Source organism: Paenibacillus sp. Z6-24, assembly GCF_054161335.1.
The window spans coordinates 2,219,457-2,244,047 of the sequence record NZ_CP096398.1 but is presented as its reverse complement, the minus strand read 5'-3'; the positions used below and the strand labels follow the sequence as shown (position 1 = coordinate 2,244,047).

Sequence of the window (24,591 nt, the reverse complement as noted above, 5' to 3'; positions counted from 1 at the left end):
GTCTATGTTCTCTCTATCACAGCTGATGCAGCGGATAAGGCTGCTCTGTAGGCAGCAGCCTGTTCAGCCGGATCATCGGCTGCGAATATGCCGGACATGACAGCTATACCGGCTGCTCCGGCATGAGCCAACTCCTCAGCATGCTGCGGCTGAATGCCTCCGATGGCAATAACAGGAATATGCACAGCACCACATAGCTGATACAGCTGATGAATTCCGCGGGCCGGAACTCCCCGTTTGGATGGTGTCTTATAAATATGCCCGTAAAAAAGATAATCCATGCCTTCCTGCTCTGCCTGTATCGCATGCGCGGTAGTGTGTACGGATCGCCCGGCTATATATTTCCATGGATGCTGAATGCCCTGTTCCGGTTCGTATAAAGCGGACGCCGTTTGCAGTAGACTCTTCATGTCATGCCGGGACAGATTATTGTCTGAAAGAGATATACTTGGCCTCCATCGATCCGCTTCTGCTCTGTTGAAACTGTGCTGTTCAGGCAAATGGATGCCCCCGATTCCCAGCTCCGCAGCAAGCTGAACTCTGCTATTGAGGCGAATCTTGGCAGCAGGGATTCCTTCCTGCAGCATGACTTGTATCAATTCTTTCACCTGATCGTCTGACCACTGCTTCTCCCGAATGTGAATCGCTGTTACCTGGTGATGCACCTGTGTACCGACTGCAAGTATCTTCTCTGCCGGCTGACTGCCTGTACTCACAATGTGCAGCTCCATCATGCACCTCCTGCTTTCTACTCACCGACTAATCTGTATCTCTAATCTGTACAATTGAATAATGAGCAACGAACCGACCGTGCCTTTAAAGGCTAATCAGACAGAACCCGATAACGCAAAAAAACCACCTTCCCGCAGGAAAGTGGTTGTCTGATTCAAACAATAACAGGACTATTTTACAAGCAGCCTGCCGAAGTATAATCTTGTCAAAACATTGATGATATCATTGTGTGCATCCTTATGTATTATTGCCTGATAGATGCCGTTAATCCGTTCAGCGCTGAATAATGAATGAGAAACAGGATTGCCTGTTCATTCATGTATCTGCCGCCGGCTGCATAATGATAATTTAAATCCAGTCTGCATCGGATTCAGTTGATATACTCGTTCGTCCAAGGTTATTCTTCTACCACTTCCCTACGCTGGTATAATCCAGATCAGGTACAAAGGGTTCGGCAATCAGTTCTGCCATCTCAGCCGTTACAGGCTCCCCCAGTGCATTGTAGCTATTCAATTTAAGCATATTTATCTTAGCAAAACTGCTCTTATAAAGCAAATATTATGTAGAAATAGGAAACCTGACAACAGAGCCTGATAGCACAGGCACACCACCCAGCTGCTCCATAACCGCCGCTGTCAGAAAAAAAGACTGTCGCAGAAAATCAGCAGATTCCGTATGAGTCCGGTCGAGAATCAAATGGTAACGCATAAAGGAAAGCAGGTCCTGCGCGTTCCATGCATCTTGAAAAGCCTGGTAGTAATTCAGCATGTACATAGGCTGATGTACACCGAATCTGCGAACAATACTGGCAGCAGTCAGCAGAGACTCTGGCTGATATGCACCAAGCACCGGAATCCAGGGTATGGAACGAAGCACTTCATCATGGGCATATTCATGGAAAAATGTTTTCAACTGTGCTGTATTCTGACTCAGATTGACAACGATAAGATCAGCTTCTCCGAGCATCGGCATCTGCTCTGTTCCAGAACCAGCGTCCATCAGGATTAGATCGTAATATTCCCCGGCTATGGTGAGCAGGTATTTCCAGAAAAGATGATCCGGCATCTTCTCTTCCCGCTCATCTGTGCCGATCAACAGATCAAGTCGATCTTTGAGGAGAGGAATCATATAATCCGATACATTATTACGAGTCAGAATACCTGATTCATACAAATAACGAATCCGGTCTACTCCCGGCCTTTTAGGCGGATGAGTATGATTCATAAGTACATCTGCAGACAATAAGCCCGCTTCGACACTTTGGTTACGACACTGGTTATGACACAGCAGCAATCTCAGCCGATACTGCAGCGAGGCGGTAACAGCGGCAATGGCTGTATGGGATGAAGTTCTTCCGTGGCCCCCATCCGGACTCCAGAACATTACGGTAGTCATTGATTTCCTCCTTTTCGCTGGATTAGCGTAGATTGAACCATAGTTTGCGCTTTTTCACCGGGGAAGGCAGATAATCGCTTAGCAATTCTCTCAGCACCGATGCTGCTGCCGGCTGATGGTCAAATGGATCGGGATTCCAGGGAATACTATGTACCTGCTCCGTATGAAGCTCCCGCTGCAGACGCTGTACCGCATCTTCCGGAGCCAGCGGCAGACAATACTGCCATTTATCCTGGGGATACCGCTGCAGATCGGCAGCCATCTTCAGTACATCCTGGTAACGCCATTCCGCCCCTGATCCAACAATGATAGGAATATCCGCCCGTAGAAATTCTTCCAGCCGGTCATTTTGCTGGTAACGCCCCAGATCCAGAATGATAAACCGGTAGCTGCCACCGAGCAATCCTACCACTTCCGCTCTGGCTGATTCACGCCAGTAATCGACACCTTCCAGTGTAAACTTGCGTTCTTCCAGCAGCATATGTCGCTCTGCCATTCCGTTCACCGCTACCTGCTGTATACGGGCAAATGCTCCAGGAATATGGTTCATTTCCACCAGCGCGACCTTTTGCTGACTTCTCGCCAGATGATGGGCAATGGACACAGCCGTATGTGTAGTTCCTGTACCTGATGTTGCTCCCATAACCGCAATGACCTGTGTCATCTTGTTCCATCTGCTGGCGGATATGCCGGACTCTCCATGCACGCGGCTATAGTGCTCATTCACAGCCTGACCAAGTGCCTGCCTCGTATCAGCTGCAGACTGGAAGCGCTCGGATGGCTGATGATGAAGCAGCTTGCACATGACCGGAATTATGGCTTTGGGTATGTCATTCCTTATAAATTTCTCCATGCCAGGCATCCACTCACTGTAATGCCCTCCGGTTGCCAAATACAGAAGGAGCGCTCCCAGTCCGTACAGATCCGAACGGTGATCGGTCTGTCCACTTCCGTACTGCTCCGGCGCAGCAAAACCGATGGTGCCCAGTTTCACGGTATCCTGGCTTTCCTCTGGTTTAAAGGTACGGGCTATGCCAAAATCAATCAGCCGAATATCCATTCCCAAAGTGATCATTACATTGGATGGTTTCATATCGCGAAATACAATCGGAGGCTCATGCTGATGCAAATATTCCAGGACACTACAGAGCTGATCGGCGCAGCGTATAATAAACGCTGCATCCACTTCGGCAGGTTGACTTTTAAACTTTTGCTCCAGGGTCTCTCCTTCGATATAATCCATAACCATATACGTATATCCATCCGGATCATCAGCAATAAAGTCGACAATCCGTGGTAAAAACGGATGACTGAGCGTTGTTAGCATTTTCGCTTCTGCCGCTACCTGCCTGTACTGAGATGGCGGAGAGATACTTTCTTTTACAGCCCATTTCTTGCCGGGCAATCTCAGATCATGAGCCAGATAGACGTGGCTCATCCCCCCGCTGCCCAGTTTCTCGTCAATACGATAGCGCTCTGCAAGCACCATTCCCTCATACAGCCGGGTTGAATGAATCATATGTATCTCTCCCTTCATTGATACAACAAAAAAGGGAAAGCCTCCGTCTTACCAAGCAGACATGAACTGTCTGTTCAGAAGACGGGATGCTTTCCCTATCCATTGTGTATCCATATACCTACATTATAATGAATTTCTCTAAGTTTGTAAAGGGGTATATGAGCCTAAAGACTCATACTATTACACGGAATCATTTTTGTACTGCAAATGCTTCGCGATTGCGCTGAACCTGATTCACATGGCCTTCCAAATGAGTAACGCAGAGCTTTTCTACCAGATCACGAGCCGTAATCTCGCCGTCTATATTATGCTGACCTGTACGCTTCTGGTCCTCTTCAGTAATCGTCTCCAGTACAGGCGCAAATGCTTTGCGCATAGCCAGCAGCGCCTGCAAATGATGCTCCAGATCGAGTGAAGCATATCCAAGCCGCTGTGCCCAGCGATCCTGATCAAAAGCGATGATTACCGGATTGTCATCCGCCAGTATGGCCTTCAGCCGATGCTGCAGTACAATCTCTACATCATACAGATGAACAACAATCTCGTGAATACTCCATGCTGCCGGGTCAGGCTTGAATTGCAGCTCCGCTTCGGGAATACAGCGTACCTGTTCGATAAAGCGTTCCATATCCGGTAAATAACGATAGATTGCATTTTGCATAACGCACAGCACATCCCTCTCAAAGATATATAAACCGTTACAGATTAGTATTTCACCATATACAGCGTAATCTCGTCGCGATTGTGGAAAAGCTGCTTGGCTCGCTGTATCTGAAGTCTGGATTCCTCGAACATATGGATAACCTCTTTGATCAGCGCAAGCGGTTTTTTATGCATCAGTTTAACGGTAACGATGACCGTACCACCGGGCACGACTGCATCCAGCAGATCAATAACGAGCCGTGCGGTCAGTTTGGGGCTCCAGCTCATATCACAGACGAGCAGATCAAATTCTCCTGCACTGAGCTTCACCTCGGATGCATTGCGCCGGATCACTTTGAGATTCGGATGGTTTTGCAGGGAAGGATGCATTTTGGCAGGATCGACAGCTGTTACCTTCATGCCTCGCTCAAGCAGAAACGACGTCCAGCCTCCAGGTGCAGCTCCCACATCCAGGGCGGAGCGGAAGCTTGTAAAATCAATACCAAACACCTTTTCCGCTTCCAGCAGCTTGAATTTGGCACGTGAAATCTGCCCTTCTTCCCGCTGAAAGCGTACCGCCCCTCCATTCCAGTCAGACAGGTTATCTTGCGGAAGCGATATGCCTGCATACAGACGGTCTGCTGTCCAGAAGACAGACAGGATCAGATCGGGATTCTGCACGGTATATTCGGAGTGCAGCGAAGCCAGACGTTCTTCGAGCAGATGGCGAAGCTCGGACATGTTCTCTGCGACGTCTGCGTCTGCAGTCTTGCGCACCTGCACCGACAGCGATATGCCGTATAATTCTTCGCGCTTGAGCAGCAGTTCGGTCAGTACATCCAGCGGATGTTCTCCGGGTTCCAGCTGCTCCAGCACCAGATCGTAGCGTACCGGCTGGATATGACGCAGGAACATCGGCGGTTCCATTTTCAGACGGGCAATGACATCTTCCGGTGCTGCAGGAAGTGTCAGCAAAAGCACTTCACTATGGATCAGCACTGAACTTTTTACGGAGCCAAAGCTGCGTTTCAGTTCCTCCTGCGCATATGCGGCGAATCCGTGATTGGCCGTTCCGATCCAGCGGGATTCCGCCTGTGTGTCCTGCTCCTGCTGTATAGTATTCTCATCATTCATGAATATTCTTATAGCCTCCAATAGTTTATGCAATAACACTACGTATATGTTCAAGTATACGCTGTACCGACTCCATCCGGTAGAGCATGTGCGGACTTTTAACGCGCCAGGCTTCAAATGCGATCAGGCAGGGAACACTTGTTATTTCATAAGCCTGTACAAACCGGGGAGCAAAATTGATATTCAGCGCATAGACCATATGATCCGGCAGCAGTGGAAGCGAAGTCTCCAGCATCCGCCGCCCCATCCGGCAGGTACCGCATAACGGAGTGTATACGTAGATCGCAATGGCCTCTCCGGATTGTGAGGCCATTTCCAGAGCCTGCTGCTCCGTTAATTCCTGAATCACGGCCATCACTCCCTGTATTATTTGCCGCGTGCAGCTGCACGGGCGATTTGTTCCAACAGCTCTGCCGGCATCGGGCCATTATGCACAATAACCCCTTCCGGCTTCGCCTGGTAAAGCAGTTCATACATCTTTTTCTTGCCGTACATGCTGGAGGTATGCAAATAGATTTCCCTGGCATACAATCCCTCATGAATCATGGCTTTGACAACATCCGTTCCATCCATCTGGCCAAAACCAAGCTCATGATCGAGCGAAAGGATGTTCACTTCGCATTCGCGGAGCATCATCAAACATTCCTCTCCGTCTCTTGCCAGCGCGAATCCGTCAGGGCAGGGACGGTAATCATCCATATACAGATTGATCATCAGCCTTTTCCTCCCGGATTACTGCTCGAACTGGGATGCCGGACAATAGTAGGCTTTTTTGCCTGCCACATCGGTTTTGACCACTTTATCTGTCGCAGAGCGTACCGAAGGTTCTCCTTCGCGTTCGTAGACACGGCGCAGCGCATGGAATCCACCGGTCAGCGAATCGTTCGCTGTCAGCGGCTGTCCTTCCATATGACCGCCTGCTTCAATCGCTTCTTCTAGTACAATGTGCATTGCATTGTACAGTTTGGACAAGGCTTCGTCGTCAAGATCCTGTACTTTGGCTGAAGGCAACAGTCCTGCCGTAAAAGCAATTTCATCCGCATAGTAGCTTCCGATACCTGCAATCAGGGACTGATTGACCAGTGCGGTCTTGAGTGCGCCCCGGCGACCTTTTAACAGGGTGATAAACTGCTCCCTGGTCAGTTTGCGGTCAGTTGCTTCAGGTCCCAGATCGGCAAAGTAGGCTTGTGTTTCCTTGGCGGAACAGAAATACATCAATCCCTGGCGTCCGGCTGTATAATACAACGCAGTACCATCTTCAAATTGCAGCTCTACATCCGACTTGCGGTCCGCATTCTGCTCACGGATACCATAATACAGCGAACTTCCGAGCACGATGCTGATCAGCAGGCGATGGCCGCTGTGCAAATGCAGGTTCAGATATTTGCCGCGACGTTCAATAAAAGCAATCCGGTTGCCCGCCAGCATCAGATTGACATGATCTGCTTCAATATTTGTTGCTTTTGGACGATGAACGACCATTTTCTCAATAGCTACATTCAAGATATAACCTGTCAATTGAACCTTATAATTTTCGAGTTCTGGCAATTCAGGCATGGGTTTATCCCTCTCTCTCCAAGTATCATTTCTGTATTTCATAATCACATGAGCGGTTAGACCGGCCAATTCTTATAACTGATCGGATCCAATCTCGGCCAATGTCTGACAGATTCGGTCCGGCTTCACACCTGTACGATGCTGGTGACCGGCCAGATTATCCATTGTTGTCACACCGGTTGTCACCAGCACAGTATAACAGCCCGCGGCAGCTCCTGCTGCAATATCTGTCATCATATTATCTCCTACTACAATCGTATCCGCAGCAGGCAGTCCCAGGCGTTCCATCGCATATTTCATCAAAATGGAAGAAGGCTTGCCGATCACAACAGGCTCCACACCTGCAGCCGCAGAAATTGCTGCTCCCAGCGTCCCTGCTCCAGGCAGCAGCCCATCATGAGAAGGTAGCTGAAGATCGGGGTTTGTCAATACAAAACGCGCTCCCTCTCCAATCAGCCGCAATGCTCTCGTTAACTTCTCATATGTAAAAGACCGGTCAATCCCCTGCAGCACATAATCCGGCTGCTGCTCGGTGGTATGCAGCCCTGCTTCGGCAACTGCCTCATACAATCCCGGTTCACCAATTACATATACGGATGCTCCAGGCGATTCTGCCGCGATGTAGGCTGCAGCGGCAAGCGCAGACGTGCATACACGCTCTGCAGAAGCCTCAATGCCGAGACCGCGCAGATGTTCTGCCACCCCTTCTGCCGTACGGGAAGAATTATTTGTTACATATAAATAAGGAATATTTGCCTGATCCAGGCTGCTTATCCATTCGGCAGCACCCGGAATCACGCGGTTACCGTGATACAATGTACCATCGAGATCAATCAGTAATCCTTTGCGATTGCTCATTTTCAAGCCATCCTCTCTATTACTCACAATCCCCATTGTAAAAAAAGTTGCGGCATAAGGCAAACGCTTTGCTTACCCTGCCGCAACCGGTCTGTTGGAATCTACGGATTAATGCACCGGAAAAAGCTTATGCTCCTCCGCGAGCTGTGTGTTGGCAAATATACTTTGGGCTTCTTCCAACAACGAATGAAGCTGCTCATCGTCCTTATAGCGCGAGCTAAAGTGAGTCATAATCAGTTCGCCCACCTGTGATGCTTTTGCCGCCTCTGCAGCCTGTACAGATGTACTGTGATAATATTTGCGCGCCGTATCTTTCAGATCATTGCTGAACGTAGCTTCGTGAACCAGCAGATTCGCACCATATGCGAGCTTCTCCACATTTGGACAAGGGCGGGTATCACCGAGAATAGTAACGATTTTACCCTTTTTCGGCGCACCGACCACCTGATGGGAATGCAAGGTTTCTCCATTTTCCAGCTCTACGCTGCCGCCGTTTTTCAGCTTGCCATACACGGGACCCGGCTGGATGCCGTGCTGCTTGAGCAGTTCCTGATTGAGCTGGCCCGGGCGATCCTTCTCAATAATCCGATAGCCGTAGCTGTCAATCCGGTGTTCCAGCAAAGCGGATTCCACCAGGAACGTCTCATCTTCAAAAACGACTCCGCCTGTATGCTCCTCGACGATCAGCTCATACTCCATGCGCGACTGACTGAGTTCCAAAGCCATATCGACAAACTGCTTGATCCCCGGAGGGCCATACACAGTCAGAGGAGAAATCCCGCCTTGATTGGAGCGGCTGGACAACAATCCCGGCAGTCCAAACAGATGATCACCATGCAGGTGAGTAATAAAGATCTTCTCCAGCTTGCTCAGTTTAAGCTGTGAACGAAGAATCTGATGCTGTGTTCCCTCTCCGCAGTCAAACATCCACAGGGCTTTGCGCTCTTCGTAGAGCCGCAGGCCAATTGATGTTACATTACGCTGCAGGGTAGGCACACCTGCATTTGTTCCCAGAAAATATAATTCCATACCTGATAACCCTCTCTCTATAGCGTTTCCTGCTGTCTTCATGCTATGCCGTATCCTGAAGCCGGAATACATGTCACTCACGATCATGCATCCATCTGCTGCGGCTTAATAAAAATCCCCCGATGATTTCGGAGGATTGTGCTTGTCATCCTGCCGTTATGGGGTCGGATCGGTTCCGGACACACCCAACGGTGTTCTATCGCTCAAGCTCAACTCTATTATCATACCATGATATGAGCACTTCCAAAAGTCACTAGATAGGCCGCTGCTTCTCGTCTATACGGAAGCCGTCTGCCTTCGGACCGGATGTATTTTAATACCCTTATTTAAAGGCGTGAAATCATGGGATATTTTTGCTTAGTTGAACCTGTTTGTGTCTTGCTTTATGATCAGTAGGAACATGGACAAACAGCATTAATAATGAATTGTTGATGAAAGTGTCGACAATGAAAGTATTTTCTTTTATAATACATCATAAAAATGATGAAAGAAGGGTAATCCGATGGCTGAAATCAGAATTAGAAATACAAATGAGCGAATTTCCGGAGATGACAATGTCCTGGAGTTCCTGAACAAGCACGAAGTAGTCTACGAGAAATGGGATGTGTCCAAGCTGGCTCCCGAGCTGAGCGAGAACTTTACGCTGACTGACGAGCAGAAACAGGCTGTACTCGATACATTTGATGCCGAGATCAAAGATCTTTCAGCCCGTCGCGGTTACCGCACCTGGGATGTGATCACTTTGTCCGAAGCGACTCCTGACCTCGAAGCCAAACTGGCCAAATTTGAGGAAATCCACACGCATACTGAAGACGAGATTCGGGCAATCGTATCGGGGAATGGTATTTTCATCATTAAAAGTCCGGAGCATGGCTACTTTGATGTAGAGCTGGAACCTGGCGATGTTATCTCTGTTCCGGAGAACACGCCCCACTTCTTCACCCTGGTGGATAATCGCAAAATTGTCGCTGTCCGCCTGTTTGTCGAAACCGATGGCTGGGTAGCTCATCCGTTCGCGGATTCCAGTTTCCAAAAAGCCTGATTATTCTTTGCATTCATCTGCTACAAATTCCATTCAAACCTGTGTATTCCAAAAAAATCCCCTCAGCTGTATATAGCTGCAGGGGATTTTTTCATATCTGTATATAATCTGTGCTGCTGTTAGACCAGTTGAGCGGTAATACCATGAAGATCCGTCAGACGCTTAATCTCGTAATCCGGTTGAATGTCACTGTCATTCACCTTGTGGTTGCGATTTACCCATACGGCCTTGATCCCGGATGCCAGTGCACCCTTAATATCGGTCGTCAGTTTGTCTCCGACCATCAGCGCCTGTTCCGGCTGTACATCCAGCAGCTGCAGGGCATGATGGAAAATGGACGGATCCGGTTTGCCTTTGCCAAACGCTCCGGATACCACAATATGGTCAAAAAATGGAGTCAGTTCCGGCACACCATCCAGTTTCTCCTGCTGCAACGCCGGACAACCATTGGTCAGCAGCAGCAGTTTGACCTTGCCCCGCAGCTCGCCCAGAATCTGCAGCGTCTCTTCATAGATATGCGGACGACTGCGGCGTTCCTGTACAAACTGCTCAGCCAGTTGATCCGCCAGCTGTTTATTCTCCACTCTCAGCGCACTTAATCCGCGCCTCCAGGCATCCCGTCGGTACACTGGAGCGATCTGCTGCAGCTGCCGGAATTCCTGCTGTTCGCCAGCAGAGAACTGTGCCCACAACCCTTCAAACGGATTGATGCCGATCTGTTGAGTAAAAGCGAAAGTCTCATACGATTCATACAGTGCTCTGGCTTCGCGGCGTACCGATTCTTCCAGAGCGGAAGCATCAACACCTGCCGCCTGCTGTGCCGTCAGGCAGGTCTGCTCAAAAGCTTCCTGTATACTGCGTTCATCCCATAATAAGGTATCGTCCAGGTCGAATAAAACAGCTTCAATACTCAACGTCAAATCCCCCTTGATCTTTCGGTTATTCCCGATTGTCTAACACAGCTTCATATTACAATTTATCTTCAAGTGTAACATTATGGGCAGCTGCAAAAGTTCTCAGCTGTGCAGCCATTGCATTCGTATCATAACGGTTCAGTGTGCGGGCAAATACCCATGCTCCACCTTTGCCGCTGTGCTCGATGATCACATAGCCTTTTTGCAGACGGATCTTTTTGATCTGAGCTGCCGTTACGAGGCGTTCACGATTGAACTTGGTCGTGATCACTGCATCTTTGCCGACTTTGAGATACGGTCTGCGCAGATAAAGGATGACGCCCAGCAGCAGATACATAACTACCGTTACAATAAATAATACGGTGCTGCCCATGGATGCAGGATACATCAGACCCATCGCACCATAAGCCAGACCGAGCAGAACCAGCGTAGCCGGGAATACAAAATTCCGGCCTTTGTAGGTCGTATATTCGGATGGTTTGGTGCTCTTGCTGCCTACTTCGCTTTGACCGGCCTTTTTACGCCGGGCATTGACCTGCTTGGTATTGCGTTTGACTTGCCTCTCCCAGGAACGGGACATCGCGATTTCCCCCTAAATAAAATATAAAAGATGATTGTTCTATATTCAGACTGGTCGAACTGTTGTCTGTACTTCCCCATAGGCAAGCCGGACAGACAGCTCAATGATCTCAATACGCTTACATGTTGAGGAACCGTGACATGAAAGGGGATGCCCAGCCATGATCAGCTATGACATCCCTGTATGGTTGTTGCATCTTATTATAATGAAGATTGAACAATACCATCTTATTTATATTGGAATATCCAGTTTACCCTGCTGTGCAGCTGCTGCTCAGCGTTTGCCGCCTTCAGCGTCTTCAACAAACTCAATCGTCTCCAGCTGCTGGCGGAAATTACGGCGGATATTGCCAAGATAAACGGCACGAAGTTCATCCCGCTCGATCGTTTCTTCAGCGGTCAGACCGGTGTCCTTCTTTTTACGTGCCAGTTCATTAATACGCGCAATCAGTACATCGATGTCCATGACTAACCTCCCATTCTTATCTTTACTAACTTTGACATGTAAAAAAAGGCTTGTCAAGGCTATTACAGCCGGACAAGCCTTTTATATATCAATATAGAAATAAGGTGTATATATCGTATTTAATCATAAGGGATTACCAGTACATCGCCACTCTCAATCTGGGTGGAAACCAGCTGGTTATGATCACGGATCTCGGCTACATAATCGCGAATATCCGACTCCTCCGATTTGTAACGGGACGCGATTGCCCACAGGCTGTCACCGCTCTCGACGATAACACGCTGTTCATTGCCCGGCACTTCATCGGCAATAACCAGATGCTGAAAACCTCCATATAAAAGGATCGATGCGAACAAAACACATATAAGCAGTCGTCCGCTCGATTTCCATTTCGATTTCTGAACGGTCATCTCGATCAGATTCAGTGTCTTCTGCCGCAGCGTTTTTTTGACAGGCTTTTGACGGGCAGCGGCTTGCCGTTGCTTATTTGTATCATCAGCAGGCTCGGAAGCGTATGTCCATGTATCGACTGTCATCCCTTTCTCTGCCTTGCTGGCAGAAATCGGTGCAGACTGGCGAAGTTCATTCGTATGCGCAGATGTATGTTGAATATCCGTTTTAGTGGAAGCAGAAGATTGATCCTGCTGCTCCGGCTGATTGTGTATGCTCTTGTATGTACTGTACTTTAACATGAATACCACACCCCAAACGTTTGTTCTTGTTTCTCCGTCAATAATATAGCACGAACATATGTTTTGATCAACACCTTTTTGCGAACTTTCGTTCGCTTTTTTAGAAATGAGGTGTATGATGAGTAAGGAAGCAGGATGAGGTAACCATCAGGGACTCGTCTGCTGCCAAATAAGGCATGGGGAAATAGTCACTAACTTTTAGAACTTATGTTTGTACGAACGGAAGTTCTATGTTATACTTTTTCCAAACGTTACTAGTATTGGGGTTGATACGGCATGTCCAAGATTTCAAGTCGCCAACAGGCTATTCTGGAATTTATCCGGAATGAAGTTAAACTCAAAGGTTACCCGCCGTCCGTACGTGAGATTGGTGAAGCTGTAGGTCTGGCTTCCAGCTCTACTGTACATGGTCATCTGGATCGTCTGGAGAAAAAGGGCTTGATCCGCCGCGACCCTACTAAACCTCGTGCGATCGAGCTGCTGGGTCAGGAAGAAACCGAAAATAATCTGCTGTTTGCGCAGACGGTGTCCCGTGTACCGATTATCGGCAAAGTTACCGCCGGCGTACCGATCACTGCTACCGAACATATTGAAGATTATTTCCCTCTTCCACAGCAATTTACAGGTGACAACCAGATCTTTATGCTTTCCGTTGTCGGAGACAGTATGATTGAAGCCGGTATTCATAATGGTGACTTTGTTATCGTCCGCCAGCAGCAGACTGCTGATAATGGAGATATCGTTGTTGCCATGACGGAGGAAGATGAAGCCACCGTCAAAACGTTCTACAAAGAGAAAGATCATATTCGTCTGCAGCCAGAGAATGCAATGTACGAGCCGCTTCGTCTGACTCGTGTAACAATCCTCGGCAAAGTAGTAGGCTTGTTCCGTAACCTGCACTAAGTTATGCCGCTGCATGCAGAATGCTAACCAGCCTTTTGCCTGTATGCTCACTCTTGTTCCGCCACTTTCCTTTTTGGCGAAATAACGAAACGCAAAAAAGACTCCTGTTTATGGAGTCTTTTTTGCGTTTCATGGTTTATTTCTTTTGTTGCCTGGATTCTGCCTATCTAGTTTGTCCATCTACTGCATTCATCTGCTCCAATAAGCCGATTCAGCTATGATTAACAGTGCCTGTTATGATTATGCACTGTTATTTGGCTACACCTTACGCAGCCTGGTCAGCTCCTGAAGGAATCCCTCGAGCAGCAAGCTGATATTTTTAATCTCCGCAGCATGCTGCAGCTCGAGCTTTAACTTGCGCGCTTCGAACACTTCCTTGGCCTTGGTCGTATGAAAAGAGTACGAATGGTACATATCATAGGTCTCGCCTTCGCTGGCTCCTTCGATATCAATCCGCTGATAAATCTCTTCCAGACGTCGGCAGATCTCCAGCTCAACCCGTACATCGATAATGTCTCCGCCTGCCACGTCACTTCCCCGCAGCGGATTCTCGATTGTATACAGCTTACGCAACTGCTCCTCCAGATTGCCAATATGCATCTCACAAATAGTAATCAGACGCTGCCTGACTTCCTTGTCCATTGAAATGCCTCCTTTATTTGTACGAATGGTGCTGCAACAAGTGGTCAGTCATTTATTACCCGCACCGATCACAGAGTTACCTCTTGTTCGTAAAATAGAAGAGTGTGTTCTTGCATTATTACCGGATAAAGAAATGGCAGCGGATACTCCATTTTGATTCTAAAAAGGAGTGTATGCAATTATTCGATTACATAATTGATCATATATAAAAAATAAACACCCCGAACCCCTCCAACCTTTTGAAGATTTTATAGTGAAATTGCAATCCGTATCAGCTACAAACTTTATACAAACTTTATTCTATGGAGAACTACTATGTTCAATCCTCAGCTTGTCTGCAATGGCGGCAATGAAGGAGCTGTTGGTCGGCTTTGTTTTGCTAATATTGATCTCATAATTGAAAAGGTGACTCATATGTGAGATATCTCCCCTTTTCCAGGTAACTTCGATCGCGTGACGAATTGCGCGCTCAACCCGGGCTGGATTAGAATTGAACTTTTGGGCTATTTGAGGATACAGCACTTTAGTCACGGAGCCGAGTATATCGATATTGTGATATACCTCTGTAATAGCTTCTCGTACGTATTGATAACCTTTGATATGCGGAGGTACACCGATTTCGTTGAGAATCTTGGTGATGGACGCTTCCAGAAGCTGCTCCTTGCCAGCATTATCAATCGGGGCTGCCGCTGCTACAGGGCGCGGCGCTGCAGCCACCAACGGCTGTGAACGATAGGCTTTCGCTGATACCGGCACTTCAGCCAGCTGCCGTATTCGGCTGCCCAATACCTGAAGATCGAAGGGCTTGAGCATAAAATACGAGGCACCCAATTCCAGAGCACGCTGTGTTACTTGTTCCTGTCCAAAAGCAGTCAGCATAATAATCTTGGGTTTGGGAATAATATGCATATCAGGAAGACGTTCCAGCACTCCTAATCCATCCAGATGCGGCATAATAATATCCAACAGCACGACATCCGGCGGTTCCGGTAACTCTTCGATCAATTGCAAAGTCTCCTCCCCATTATAGGTCGTACCTGCGAGAGTCATATCTTCCTGATGGGAGATGTAGTCTGACAGCATCTGCGTGAATTCCCGGTTATCATCTGCAACGAGTACATTGATCATTATAAATACATATCCTCCTTTTCGTTAGTAAAAATCATATCATCACAAATATATGTAATAAAATGGTATTAAAGGTATTAATATGATTGTAACACTTTTAGGGAGTCAGTTTTCAAATTTAGGAATTTAAAAGAAATTTATTCTATTATTTCCCAATTTATTTGAAATGTTTGATACTCTATAGTGATTTCATTTTGGTATATTATGGTTTCCAATAAAAAAAGACGATGCTATGATATGCTCTCGTCTTTTGCTATGTGATTAACTTTGCCAGGTCATTATTATGTTGAGTTGATCTTTTCAAACCTGTCGCTCTTGATTGGGCAGAAATAGTAGTCATTCAGATGATTCACGAATAAAATAAAGCCCTGCTGCCGGAAAGTCCGGCAAACAGGGCTTTTGTCAACTTAATTCTAATACAGCGTCATATACTGATCGCGTTCCCACTGGTGAACCTGTGTTCTGTACATGTCCCATTCGATCTCTTTTAGCTCATAGAAGTGAGCTGTCGCATGCTCTCCCAGTGCTGTAACGACTACATCGTCACGCAGCAGTTCGTGCAATGCTTCTTTCAGATCGCCTGGCAGACTCGGGATACCTTCATCGATACGCTCATCTTCAGTCATTATGTAGATGTTGCGGTCGATTGGTTTTGGCAGGTTCAGCTGGCGATCGATTCCATCCAGACCGGCTCTCAGCATAACGGCCAGTGCCAGATACGGGTTTGCAGTTGGATCCGGGTTACGTACTTCGATACGTGTGCTCAGACCACGGGAAGCCGGGATACGAACCATCGGGCTGCGATTACTTGCAGACCATGCCACATATACAGGAGCTTCATAACCAGGTACAAGACGCTTATAGGAATTCACTGTCGGGTTGGTTACTGCTGCCATGGAACGTGCATGACGCAGAATACCTGCCATATAATGACGGGCTACCTGGCTCAGCCCCAATTCATCCGATTCATCATAGAATGCATTGCTGCCATTCTGGAACAGCGATTGGTGACAGTGCATACCGGAACCGTTCATACCGAACAATGGTTTTGGCATAAATGTCGCATGCAGACCATGCTGGCGGGCAATCGTACGAACGACCAGTTTGAAGGTCTGAATCTGGTCAGCCGCCTGCAGTGCATTCGCATATTTGAAGTCGATCTCGTGCTGACCTGGAGCTACTTCATGGTGAGAAGCTTCAATTTCAAAGCCCATTTCTTCCAGCGTAATCACGATCTCACGACGGCAGTTCTCGCCCAGATCGGTAGGTGCGAGATCGAAGTAACCGCCCTGATCGTTCAGCTCTTCAGTAGGATTGCCGTTGGCATCCGTGCGGAACAGGAAGAATTCCGGCTCCGGTCCAACCATCATCTCCGTGAAGCCCATAGCTTCCGCTTCCTTGAGGTTACGTTTCAGAATACCGCGCGGGTCACCGGCGAATGGTGTACCGTCAGGCATATAGACATCACAAATCAGGCGTGCTACGCGGTTCTCGGTTACCCACGGGAAGATCACCCATGTGTCCAGATCCGGATACAGGTACATATCGGATTCCTCAATACGTACATAACCTTCAATAGAAGAACCGTCGAACATCATTTTGTTATCCAGTGCTTTGGTCAGCTGGCTCAAAGGAATTTCGACGTTCTTGATCGTACCCAGCAAGTCAGTAAATTGCAGGCGGATAAATCGTACGTTTTCTTCCTTGGCAATACGCAGAATATCGTCTTTTGTATAACTCACGTTACCCTCTCCTCTGTGCTCTTTTTATTTTTTATTGAAGAATCGGGATAATTCCCCTTGGATCAGTGATACCTGTCCAGGGCGTTTGCCTGTGACAAGCTGCTGCTTAAGCATACGATGAAGTTGCGAATCTGACAATTCCCTGCGGCGTTCTTCCGTGTCCGCCGTAATCACTGTAGCTTCTTCCGATTCCTTGGATACCGGATTCATCACCTGCTTGATTCCTGCAATATTTACCCCTTTTTCGATCAATGCCTTGATCTCCAGCAGACGCTCTACATCATTAAAGGAAAACAACCGCTGGTTACCTGACGTCCGCGCCGGTACGATCAGATTATGCTGCTCATAGTAACGGATCTGCCGCGCGGACAGGTCTGTCAGCTTCATTACGATCCCGATAGGGAACAGCGCCATATTTCTCCGAATTTCATCGCCCATATATTCATCAACCTTCCAATTAACTTTTAAGTTATCTGTATCCTATTGTACATATCCTGATATCAAGCGTCAATAACATGTTAAGTTTACTCACAATAATTTTATACCCAGTTAACATGAAGTTAATAAATCTGAGTCTAAACGCTTTCTAACAATATATTTTCATTCATTTATGGATATTCTATGACATCTATTCCCACCCAGTTAACCCAGTTTTCCAATAGAATTATCTTAACCAGAACAATGAAATGCCTGTTTAAAATCGCTGCATGTAATGACAAGCTTTATCCAGACCTCTTTTTATCCAAATCAATTTGAATGACTGCCACCCGATTGGTAAGCTGCGCACGCTGGTTCTTTGCCTGCAAAATTTATAATAAATTGCGTTCCAGCATCGTCTGCAGCGCCATCAATACACCCAGTTTGACATGGGAAAATGTGAGACCACCCTGCATATAGCCGATATATGGTGCACGGATCGGTGCATCCGCAGACAATTCCAGACTGCCGCCCTGGATAAATGTACCGGCTGCCATGATGACTGGATGCTCATAACCCGGCATATCCCAAGGTTCAGGTACGACATGACTGTCGACAGCTGCAGCCCGCTGAATGCCCTGTACAAATGCGATTAGCTGCTGCTCATCCTTAAAGGATACCGCCTGAATCAGATCTGTCCGCTGTTCACTCCAACCCGGCTTGCTATTAAATCCGGCTACTTCAAACACGGCTGCGGCATAGATGCTGCCTTTAAGTGCCTGTCCTACAATGGTAGGCGCCATGTATAGCCCCTGATAAATGCCGCGTGTGGTCCCAAGCATCGCTCCCACCTCTCCGCCGATTCCCGGAGCGGTCAGTCGGTAGGAAGCAAGCTCTACATACTGGCGTTTGCCGCATATGTAACCGCCCGTTTCGGCAATACCGCCGCCTGGATTTTTGATCAGCGAGCCGGCGATAAGATCTACACCTACCTCTGTCGGTTCCCGTGTCTCCGTGAATTCGCCATAACAGTTATCGACGAAAATAATAAGATCTTCGCGGTATTCACGAATCCGGCGTACCATCTCTTCAATCTGATCTATCGTAAAGGAAGAACGCCAGTCATAACCACGGGAGCGCTGAATTCCGATTACGCGGGTCTTCTCATTGATCAGCGCTGCTACCTGTTCCCAATCCACCTGTCCGTCTGCGGTCAGTGCAGCTTCCTGATAGGTAATGCCGAAATCAGCTAGCGATCCTTTGCCATCACCGGGTTTACCGACTACTTTGTGCAGCGTGTCATAGGGACGACCTGTAATGTACAGCAGTTCATCTCCCGGCCGCAGCACGCCAAACAGCGCTGTAGCAATCGTATGTGTACCTGAGGCAAAATGCGGACGCACCAATGCAGCCTCACTGCCGAATACTTCTGCATAGACTTCTTCCAGTACTTCTCTTCCCCGGTCATTATAAGCATAGCCGGTTGACCCTGCGAAGTGATAATCGCTTACACGGTGTTTTTGGAAAGCTTCAATAACTTTCCACTGATTGGTATCTACAATACGGTCCAGGCCTTTTAGAGCCTCACCAATCATCTGTTCAGCCTGTTCGGACCATTTCATAATCTGTGTATCAAAAACTGCCATTTCCGTCTCTCCCCATAATGATAGCCCGCCCCTATGAATATAAGGCGGGCTATCAGCATATTCATCTTCCATCATTCTACCACAAACTGACGCCGCTGGCTAAGTCAGCGCCTCGTTGGTTACATGAACACAACGTATCCATGCCAATTGCTCCGTAAAATGTAAACTTTCGCGCTTCATATTTTACACGGAGCGGTAGGGTAAAGGGAAGTCTCTATTCAAAATGTCGTAATTCTGTCACTTTATCTCATACTCCTGCAGCCGGTAACCGAATTTATCATAATCGGTCTGGTTAATCTCTACCGTAAACAGAGCATCATTGTCTTCGTAATCCTGATCTACTACACTGCTGAATGTGTACAGCTGCGAGATCAGATCACCACGATCAGCCGGGATACGGTAAATGCGTTTGCCGCCTGCCAGCTGATCCTGGATCATATTTTTGACCGCTTCAAGATCTTGCTCATTATAAGCGCTGATACGCAGATGAGTCTGATCAACCGGCAGCATCTCCTGCTGCTGCAGATTACAGAGATCAATTTTGTTATATAAAATGACCTGCGGCTTATTACCCGCGCCAAGTTCCTGCAGAATCTCATCTACAACCTTCATCTGCTCATCCCTGCGCTCTGAAGAAGCATCGACAACATGGAGGATCAGATCAGCTTCATTGACTTCTTCCAACGTAGCACGGAAAGCAGCAATCAGATCATGCGGCAGATTCTGGATAAAGCCAACCGTATCGGTCAGTACAATTTCTTTGCCTCCCGGCAATTCCAGATTGCGGGAAGTAGGATCGAGGGTAGCGAACAGCTGGTTCTCAATATAGACGTCCGCATCTGTCAGCTGCTTGAGCAGGGTCGATTTGCCGGCGTTTGTATAACCGACAAGAGCTACCTGTATAACACCTGTTTTTTTACGGCGTTCACGGTACAGGGTACGATGACGCATAACCTCTTCGAGCTGACGCTTGAGATCAGTGACACGGGAACGAATATGACGACGATCTGTCTCCAGCTTGCTCTCACCGGGACCACGTGTACCGATACCACCGCCCAGACGGGACAAATTCTTGCCCTGGCCAGACAGACGTGGCAGCAGATAGCTGTATTGAGCCAGCTCCACCTGCAGAATACCTTCACGCGTCTTGGCACGCTGAGCGAAGATATCGAGGATTAGCTGGGTACGGTCAATAATTTTGGCATCCAGGTGCTCTTCCAGATTGCGTACCTGTGCGCCGGACAACTCCTGGTCAAAGATCACCGTATTCGCTTCGAGGGAATCGACGAGAATGCGAAGTTCTTCCACTTTACCTTTACCGATAAACCAGCGTGAATCCGGTGTTTCCTTGTTCTGGGTCAGTTGTTCCAGCACTTCCACGCCTGCTGTCTCGGCGAGACTGACCAGCTCTTCGATTGAACCTTCGGCGTTCACGTTATTTCTTTTATCCATCTGGGTATACAGGCTGACCAGTACGGCTCTCGCCTGCTGCTCCGTCTGTGTATCATGCGTTTCATTTTTCATAGTATCCTGCTCCTTGTGAGATATAATGGCCCGGGTTTGTAAGGAAAGGGAATCGTTAGCCCTTCATCCTGTTATTCAGCCCCCGCTTCATTGTGCAATGATGTACTTGTTCTATATTTACCATTGTTGCTACGGATGAATCGGATCAGGAAGAGTTTTAGATTTTTCTATCCAATAATCATATTTATAGTTAATTTAGGAAGCTCGATACAGATAGAACCTCTGTCTCATATCTAGCGATGCTCCCGGTTGAACAGACTCTGGCGATGCTTGAGTGATAACGAGAATAACGGAAAGGCATGAGCATCGATCTGTTTGAGCAGCTTGCGTGCAGTGCGGTGCGCCAACTCATAATCCTGTTGGGTAATGGCTCTGCGCCGCAGTGCATCATCCAGTTCGTCTTCGTCCAGCAGGAAAATCTGTCCATCTTTCATAACAACGATATCCAGATACAAGTCATCAAACCAGGGCACTCCCTGATCTGTCACTCCCTGTGTTTTGCAAATATCGATATACCATTCGATAATTTCCTGCTTGTCATCGAACATGGCAGTAACGACATAATTAGCGTTCTCGGGATAATATTGCATCCACGAATATTCGGCTGCTGCGATACAGAACCGGCGTCCTCCATAGATTTTATACAGAGGTTCACGCAGACGGTTCATATGGTACAGTGTCACATATCCTGTAAAAATACTATTATTGACGTAGCGACGTGTATAGCTGCGTTGGATAACACGCCGCCAATTCGCTCGATCTGCAAATTTACGTTTCATGGAAGTGTCCCTTTCCTACAAAGTAACTTCAGAATAGCATATTTGCGCGTATCACTCAAAAAGCCTCCAACCGATAAGATTGGAGGCTTTTGAAATTACGTTTTACTGGGTATCCGTTGGTGCCGTCGGGTCTGCCTGTGTATTACCCATATCTCCAGTGGCTGCCGCAGGATCGGTAATGCCGGTAGATGGTGCAACGGTACCGGTAGAAGTACCCTCACTTCCCGGCGTGGTTGAACCATTCGTTGGAGATGTGGTTCCTCCATTGTCGGCTGGTGTCTGAGAATTACCATTCGGTCCACCATTTCCATTGCCGTTTCCGTTATTGCCATTACCGTTGCCATTGCCATTGCCATTGCCATTGCCATTGCCATTGCCATTGCCATTGCCATTACCATTATTGCCGTTCCCGTTGCCTTCGACGTTTTCCGAACCTTCTTCACCCGTAGGTGGAGTTTCTGGTGTTCCTTCCGGTGGAACAATACCATCGGGATTGTCTACAGGCGGCTCAACAGGTTCTTCCTGGGCCTGATCCACAGTAATTTGCACCGTATCCGAGGCATCAGATTCGCCGCCATCCGTCGTAGCTGTTACATAGTATTCATAAGTGGCACCAGGCGTAACACTGCCATCTTGCAGGGAAGTACCTCCGGAGCCGCTGGATATCGCAGTAAACTGGGATTCTGAGCTTTCCTTACGATATACCGTATATCCGGATGCGCCTGCTACTCCAGACCAGGACAGAGCCACTGCCTGGTTATCCTGATCATAGGAAGCCGAGAGTCCTGTCACTACTTTTGGTGCTTCCGGTTCTTCTTCTACCGGCTGCTCTGGTTGAACAGGTTCAGTAACCTGCGGCGCATCAAAGTTCTGCACCGGATAACCTTCCAGTGCCGGCCCCATTACGGCAGCAAACATCGCTGCTGCCCGGCCGCTGCTTTCCTTAAGCAGATGATTGCGATCCGGTCTGTCATATCCCATCCAGACAGCTGCGGTCCATTCTTTGGTATAACCGACAAACCAAGCGTCACGGTTGGCACTGCTGCGCAGTCCTTCAATTCCGTGCTGCGTCGTACCGGTTTTACCGGCTACCGGACGGTTGATCTGTGCCCGCTTGCCTGTACCATCGGTCACGACGTTCTGGAGCATGGCTGTCATCTCATCAGCAGTCTGCTTGTTCATGACATTTTTGGAATCCATCGCATTTTTATATATTTCTTTACCGGAATTATCCGTAATACTCTTTACCGCATAGGCGGCTGTGTAATTACCGCCATCTGCAAAGGTACGGTAGGCTTGTGCCATTTCCAACGTATTGGTACCACTGCTCAGGCCACCCAACGCAATCGCCAGGTTACGGTCAGCATCCGTAAATTTGAAGCCCAGCGATTTGGCAAAGTTAACGCCCGTGTCTACGCCGATCTGATTCAATATCCACACTGCCGGAATATTAATGGACTCTTGCAGCGCATCCGCCATCGTGACGGTACCGGAATAACCATGCAGGTTGCTCGGGCAGTAGCTGCCAAAGCATTGCTTTTCATTGCTTAGCTGCGAAGTTGGTGTGAATTTGCCCGATGCCAGCGCTGGAGCATAAGATACAATCGGCTTGAACGCCGATCCTGGCTGTCTACGGCTGTTAACACGACTAAAGTCACCTTCACGGTAATTCCGGCCGCCCAGCAGCGCAACCAGTCCACCGGTATCGTTATTGACGATAACCATGGAACCCTGAACAGGAATATCATCCGCGCTTTTCTCGAACAGATCTTCATTTTTGAAAGCATCTTCCAGCGTCTGCTGGGCTTTGGCATCCATTGTGGTGTAAATGTTATATCCGCCACGAGTCAGATCATCCGAAGACAATCCGGTGACATCTTCCGCTTCCTGCATCGCATACTCCACAAAAGCCTGATAATGCGATTCTTTGGTGGAACTGTTGGAAGGACTCTTGTACACTACCGCTTTGGCTTCCTCCGCTTCAGCTTTCGTAATATAACCCTGATCGGCCATTAGCTGAAGTACTACTGCTCTTCGTTCCGTGGATAAATCCGGATTGGTGAGCGGGTTGTAACGGGAAGGAGCTTTGGGCAGCCCTGCCAGTGTGGCAATCTGCCACAGCTTCAGCTTATTCAGATCACTTGTGCCAAAATAAGTCTCGGAAGCTTCCTTGATTCCGTAAGCGCCCCGACCGAAGAAAATACGGTTCAGGTAGGTGGTAATAATATCCTGCTTCGATTTATCACGCTCAATCGCCAGCGCAATGGAGAGCTCGGTTGCTTTACGGAAAAATGTTTTATCATCATTCAAAAACACGTTTTTCGCCAGCTGCTGGGTAATGGTACTGCCACCCTCTACAGCCGAGCGTGCGATAATATCTTTTACAGCGGCCCGTCCGACCGACCAGAGGTCTACCCCCTGATGATCAAAAAAGCGCCTGTCCTCGGTCGCCACAAATGCATTTACCAGCATTGGAGGCAGGTCTTCGTATTTGACCGGATCACCCTGCCGTGCGGAACGCTCAACGATCAGCGTGCCGTTGCGGTCATAGATTTTGGTCGGTTCGTTGATCACAAGTTTATCGATATTTGCTTTGTAGATTTTTTCCCCACTTACCATAATGAATAAATAAGCGGCCAGTGCACAAAAAATACCTAAAGCTGTTACACCGAACAATGTCCAGAACACGCGCTTGGCGGTTATCTTCTTCTTTTTTGTTTTGGGTGCAGGTTTGGACTGTCCCGGTCTTGTTCTTTTGGGTGGTTGGTTTTTGTCACTGCGGGATAGATTCTGTCTAGGCATATCTCATTCTGACTCCCTTTCGGTAAAACAAATTGAACCCCTTTAACGGAAAGAAACGAACAACCCTTTTGGAGAGGCTGTCCGATTCTTTCTCTTCATTAAGACGCTATATGAAGCTTAAAGGTTTCGTTTTTTTGCATTAGCCTTCGCTCTGGTTATCCTGCATAAGGGATACGTTGCGCGATGGTGTGAAGGTGGACACTGCATGTTTGTAAATCATTTGCTGGCGTCCTTCACTGTCTACCATAATGGTAAAGTTATCAAAAGCCTTGATCGTACCGCGGATTTGAAAACCGTTGACCAGGTACACAGTTACCGGAATATTTTCCTTGCGCAGTTGATTTAAAAAAGTATCCTGGATATTAATCGACTTGTTCATTGACCGTACCCCCAAATGATTATTAATTCAGCATTAGCAAAATGCTCAATTGTAATACGAATATGATACC

At 47.9% G+C, this 24,591-nt stretch carries 25 protein-coding genes and 1 riboswitch; of the genes, 2 read left to right on the top strand and 23 right to left on the bottom strand.

The features are described from left to right. Positions 1–2: 2 nt before the first annotated feature. The 10 genes from M1D61_RS09910 to rnz form a co-directional block, all read right to left on the bottom strand. Complete coding sequence (locus M1D61_RS09910; RefSeq protein ID WP_458122186.1) at positions 3–734, bottom strand: thiamine phosphate synthase; 732 nt, start codon at positions 732–734, stop codon at positions 3–5. 394 nt (positions 735–1,128) lie between these two features. Next, positions 1,129–1,235: riboswitch (TPP riboswitch) on the bottom strand. 55 nt (positions 1,236–1,290) lie between these two features. Further along, positions 1,291–2,127 (bottom strand): hypothetical protein, encoded by an 837-nt coding sequence (locus tag M1D61_RS09905; RefSeq protein WP_458122185.1) that lies wholly within the window; start codon positions 2,125–2,127, stop codon positions 1,291–1,293. Between the two features lie 22 nt (positions 2,128–2,149). Then, positions 2,150–3,646: a protein kinase domain-containing protein gene (locus tag M1D61_RS09900; RefSeq protein WP_458122184.1), complete on the bottom strand. Its 1,497-nt coding sequence runs from the start codon at positions 3,644–3,646 to the stop codon at positions 2,150–2,152. A gap of 190 nt (positions 3,647–3,836) precedes the next feature. Beyond that, the gene (locus tag M1D61_RS09895; RefSeq protein ID WP_458122183.1) at positions 3,837–4,307 is read right to left on the bottom strand and encodes a DinB family protein; all 471 of its coding nucleotides are present in this window, start codon (positions 4,305–4,307) and stop codon (positions 3,837–3,839) included. 44 nt (positions 4,308–4,351) lie between these two features. Further along, on the bottom strand, positions 4,352–5,422 hold the full coding sequence (locus M1D61_RS09890) for an SAM-dependent methyltransferase (RefSeq protein ID WP_458122182.1): 1,071 nt from the start codon (positions 5,420–5,422) through the stop codon (positions 4,352–4,354). A 25-nt stretch (positions 5,423–5,447) separates the two neighbouring features. Beyond that, a complete protein-coding gene (locus tag M1D61_RS09885; protein ID WP_052723681.1) occupies positions 5,448–5,771 on the bottom strand; it encodes a thioredoxin family protein in 324 nt (107 codons plus the stop codon). A gap of 17 nt (positions 5,772–5,788) precedes the next feature. Beyond that, positions 5,789–6,136 (bottom strand): cyclic-phosphate processing receiver domain-containing protein, encoded by a 348-nt coding sequence (locus M1D61_RS09880; RefSeq protein ID WP_458122181.1) that lies wholly within the window; start codon positions 6,134–6,136, stop codon positions 5,789–5,791. A gap of 18 nt (positions 6,137–6,154) precedes the next feature. Next, positions 6,155–6,979, bottom strand: coding sequence for an Fpg/Nei family DNA glycosylase (locus M1D61_RS09875; RefSeq protein WP_458122180.1), 825 nt, complete (start codon positions 6,977–6,979; stop codon positions 6,155–6,157). Between the two features lie 72 nt (positions 6,980–7,051). After that, complete coding sequence (locus M1D61_RS09870; RefSeq protein ID WP_458122179.1) at positions 7,052–7,837, bottom strand: TIGR01457 family HAD-type hydrolase; 786 nt, start codon at positions 7,835–7,837, stop codon at positions 7,052–7,054. A gap of 108 nt (positions 7,838–7,945) precedes the next feature. Beyond that, entirely contained in the window at positions 7,946–8,866 is a 921-nt protein-coding gene (gene rnz, locus M1D61_RS09865) for a ribonuclease Z (protein ID WP_458122178.1), read from the bottom strand. A 502-nt stretch (positions 8,867–9,368) separates the two neighbouring features. On the opposite strand from rnz, the gene M1D61_RS09860 reads away from it, so the two are divergent. Beyond that, positions 9,369–9,908 (top strand): cupin domain-containing protein, encoded by a 540-nt coding sequence (locus M1D61_RS09860; RefSeq protein ID WP_458122177.1) that lies wholly within the window; start codon positions 9,369–9,371, stop codon positions 9,906–9,908. A gap of 119 nt (positions 9,909–10,027) precedes the next feature. Here the strand turns inward: M1D61_RS09860 and M1D61_RS09855 are convergent, their stop codons facing one another. The 4 genes from M1D61_RS09855 to M1D61_RS09840 all read right to left on the bottom strand — a co-directional run bounded on the left by M1D61_RS09855 (position 10,028) and on the right by M1D61_RS09840 (position 12,559). After that, positions 10,028–10,822, bottom strand: a complete 795-nt coding sequence (locus M1D61_RS09855; RefSeq protein WP_458122176.1) for an HAD family hydrolase — start codon at positions 10,820–10,822, stop codon at positions 10,028–10,030. Positions 10,823–10,877: 55 nt separating this feature from the next. Beyond that, positions 10,878–11,402, bottom strand: a complete 525-nt coding sequence (locus M1D61_RS09850) for a methyltransferase (RefSeq protein WP_458122175.1) — start codon at positions 11,400–11,402, stop codon at positions 10,878–10,880. A 273-nt stretch (positions 11,403–11,675) separates the two neighbouring features. Further along, positions 11,676–11,867, bottom strand: coding sequence for a DUF896 domain-containing protein (locus M1D61_RS09845; protein WP_458122174.1), 192 nt, complete (start codon positions 11,865–11,867; stop codon positions 11,676–11,678). 119 nt (positions 11,868–11,986) lie between these two features. After that, a complete protein-coding gene (locus M1D61_RS09840) occupies positions 11,987–12,559 on the bottom strand; it encodes a LysM peptidoglycan-binding domain-containing protein (protein WP_458122173.1) in 573 nt (190 codons plus the stop codon). A gap of 276 nt (positions 12,560–12,835) precedes the next feature. Between M1D61_RS09840 and lexA the strand changes: the two genes are divergently transcribed. Further along, positions 12,836–13,462, top strand: a complete 627-nt coding sequence (gene lexA / locus M1D61_RS09835) for a transcriptional repressor LexA (RefSeq protein WP_458122172.1) — start codon at positions 12,836–12,838, stop codon at positions 13,460–13,462. 258 nt (positions 13,463–13,720) lie between these two features. Here the strand turns inward: lexA and M1D61_RS09830 are convergent, their stop codons facing one another. The 9 genes from M1D61_RS09830 to hfq form a co-directional block, all read right to left on the bottom strand. Then, complete coding sequence (locus tag M1D61_RS09830) at positions 13,721–14,104, bottom strand: hypothetical protein (protein WP_458122171.1); 384 nt, start codon at positions 14,102–14,104, stop codon at positions 13,721–13,723. Positions 14,105–14,404: 300 nt separating this feature from the next. Continuing rightward, positions 14,405–15,232: a sporulation transcription factor Spo0A gene (gene spo0A / locus M1D61_RS09825; protein ID WP_458122170.1), complete on the bottom strand. Its 828-nt coding sequence runs from the start codon at positions 15,230–15,232 to the stop codon at positions 14,405–14,407. 413 nt (positions 15,233–15,645) lie between these two features. Then, positions 15,646–16,974 (bottom strand): type I glutamate--ammonia ligase, encoded by a 1,329-nt coding sequence (glnA, locus tag M1D61_RS09820; RefSeq protein ID WP_458122169.1) that lies wholly within the window; start codon positions 16,972–16,974, stop codon positions 15,646–15,648. Positions 16,975–16,998: 24 nt separating this feature from the next. After that, a complete protein-coding gene (locus tag M1D61_RS09815) occupies positions 16,999–17,412 on the bottom strand; it encodes a MerR family transcriptional regulator (RefSeq protein ID WP_017812459.1) in 414 nt (137 codons plus the stop codon). Between the two features lie 371 nt (positions 17,413–17,783). Then, on the bottom strand, positions 17,784–19,037 hold the full coding sequence (locus tag M1D61_RS09810; protein WP_458122168.1) for a methionine gamma-lyase family protein: 1,254 nt from the start codon (positions 19,035–19,037) through the stop codon (positions 17,784–17,786). A 237-nt stretch (positions 19,038–19,274) separates the two neighbouring features. Then, positions 19,275–20,561, bottom strand: a complete 1,287-nt coding sequence (gene hflX / locus M1D61_RS09805; protein ID WP_458122167.1) for a GTPase HflX — start codon at positions 20,559–20,561, stop codon at positions 19,275–19,277. 233 nt (positions 20,562–20,794) lie between these two features. Then, on the bottom strand, positions 20,795–21,340 hold the full coding sequence (locus M1D61_RS09800; protein ID WP_458122166.1) for a DUF402 domain-containing protein: 546 nt from the start codon (positions 21,338–21,340) through the stop codon (positions 20,795–20,797). A 102-nt stretch (positions 21,341–21,442) separates the two neighbouring features. Continuing rightward, positions 21,443–24,142, bottom strand: coding sequence for a PBP1A family penicillin-binding protein (locus tag M1D61_RS09795; protein ID WP_458122165.1), 2,700 nt, complete (start codon positions 24,140–24,142; stop codon positions 21,443–21,445). A 139-nt stretch (positions 24,143–24,281) separates the two neighbouring features. Further along, positions 24,282–24,521, bottom strand: a complete 240-nt coding sequence (gene hfq / locus M1D61_RS09790) for an RNA chaperone Hfq (RefSeq protein WP_017812464.1) — start codon at positions 24,519–24,521, stop codon at positions 24,282–24,284. Between the last annotated feature and the right edge of the window lie 70 nt (positions 24,522–24,591).

Bases quoted from the DNA above. Each gene is read 5' to 3' on its own strand.
- M1D61_RS09910 (WP_458122186.1), bottom strand. From the start codon at position 734: ATGATGGAGCTGCACATTGTGAGTACAGGCAGTCAGCCGGCAGAGAAG.
- M1D61_RS09905 (WP_458122185.1), bottom strand. From the start codon at position 2,127: ATGACTACCGTAATGTTCTGGAGTCCGGATGGGGGCCACGGAAGAACT.
- M1D61_RS09900 (WP_458122184.1), bottom strand. From the start codon at position 3,646: ATGATTCATTCAACCCGGCTGTATGAGGGAATGGTGCTTGCAGAGCGC.
- M1D61_RS09895 (WP_458122183.1), bottom strand. From the start codon at position 4,307: ATGCAAAATGCAATCTATCGTTATTTACCGGATATGGAACGCTTTATC.
- M1D61_RS09890 (WP_458122182.1), bottom strand. From the start codon at position 5,422: ATGAATGATGAGAATACTATACAGCAGGAGCAGGACACACAGGCGGAA.
- M1D61_RS09880 (WP_458122181.1), bottom strand. From the start codon at position 6,136: ATGATCAATCTGTATATGGATGATTACCGTCCCTGCCCTGACGGATTC.
- M1D61_RS09875 (WP_458122180.1), bottom strand. From the start codon at position 6,979: ATGCCTGAATTGCCAGAACTCGAAAATTATAAGGTTCAATTGACAGGT.
- M1D61_RS09870 (WP_458122179.1), bottom strand. From the start codon at position 7,837: ATGAGCAATCGCAAAGGATTACTGATTGATCTCGATGGTACATTGTAT.
- rnz (WP_458122178.1), bottom strand. From the start codon at position 8,866: ATGGAATTATATTTTCTGGGAACAAATGCAGGTGTGCCTACCCTGCAG.
- M1D61_RS09860 (WP_458122177.1), top strand. From the start codon at position 9,369: ATGGCTGAAATCAGAATTAGAAATACAAATGAGCGAATTTCCGGAGAT.
- M1D61_RS09850 (WP_458122175.1), bottom strand. From the start codon at position 11,402: ATGTCCCGTTCCTGGGAGAGGCAAGTCAAACGCAATACCAAGCAGGTC.
- M1D61_RS09845 (WP_458122174.1), bottom strand. From the start codon at position 11,867: ATGGACATCGATGTACTGATTGCGCGTATTAATGAACTGGCACGTAAA.
- M1D61_RS09840 (WP_458122173.1), bottom strand. From the start codon at position 12,559: ATGTTAAAGTACAGTACATACAAGAGCATACACAATCAGCCGGAGCAG.
- lexA (WP_458122172.1), top strand. From the start codon at position 12,836: ATGTCCAAGATTTCAAGTCGCCAACAGGCTATTCTGGAATTTATCCGG.
- M1D61_RS09830 (WP_458122171.1), bottom strand. From the start codon at position 14,104: ATGGACAAGGAAGTCAGGCAGCGTCTGATTACTATTTGTGAGATGCAT.
- spo0A (WP_458122170.1), bottom strand. From the start codon at position 15,232: ATGATCAATGTACTCGTTGCAGATGATAACCGGGAATTCACGCAGATG.
- M1D61_RS09815 (WP_017812459.1), bottom strand. From the start codon at position 17,412: ATGGGCGATGAAATTCGGAGAAATATGGCGCTGTTCCCTATCGGGATC.
- M1D61_RS09810 (WP_458122168.1), bottom strand. From the start codon at position 19,037: ATGGCAGTTTTTGATACACAGATTATGAAATGGTCCGAACAGGCTGAA.
- hflX (WP_458122167.1), bottom strand. From the start codon at position 20,561: ATGAAAAATGAAACGCATGATACACAGACGGAGCAGCAGGCGAGAGCC.
- M1D61_RS09800 (WP_458122166.1), bottom strand. From the start codon at position 21,340: ATGAAACGTAAATTTGCAGATCGAGCGAATTGGCGGCGTGTTATCCAA.
- M1D61_RS09795 (WP_458122165.1), bottom strand. From the start codon at position 24,142: ATGCCTAGACAGAATCTATCCCGCAGTGACAAAAACCAACCACCCAAA.
- hfq (WP_017812464.1), bottom strand. From the start codon at position 24,521: ATGAACAAGTCGATTAATATCCAGGATACTTTTTTAAATCAACTGCGC.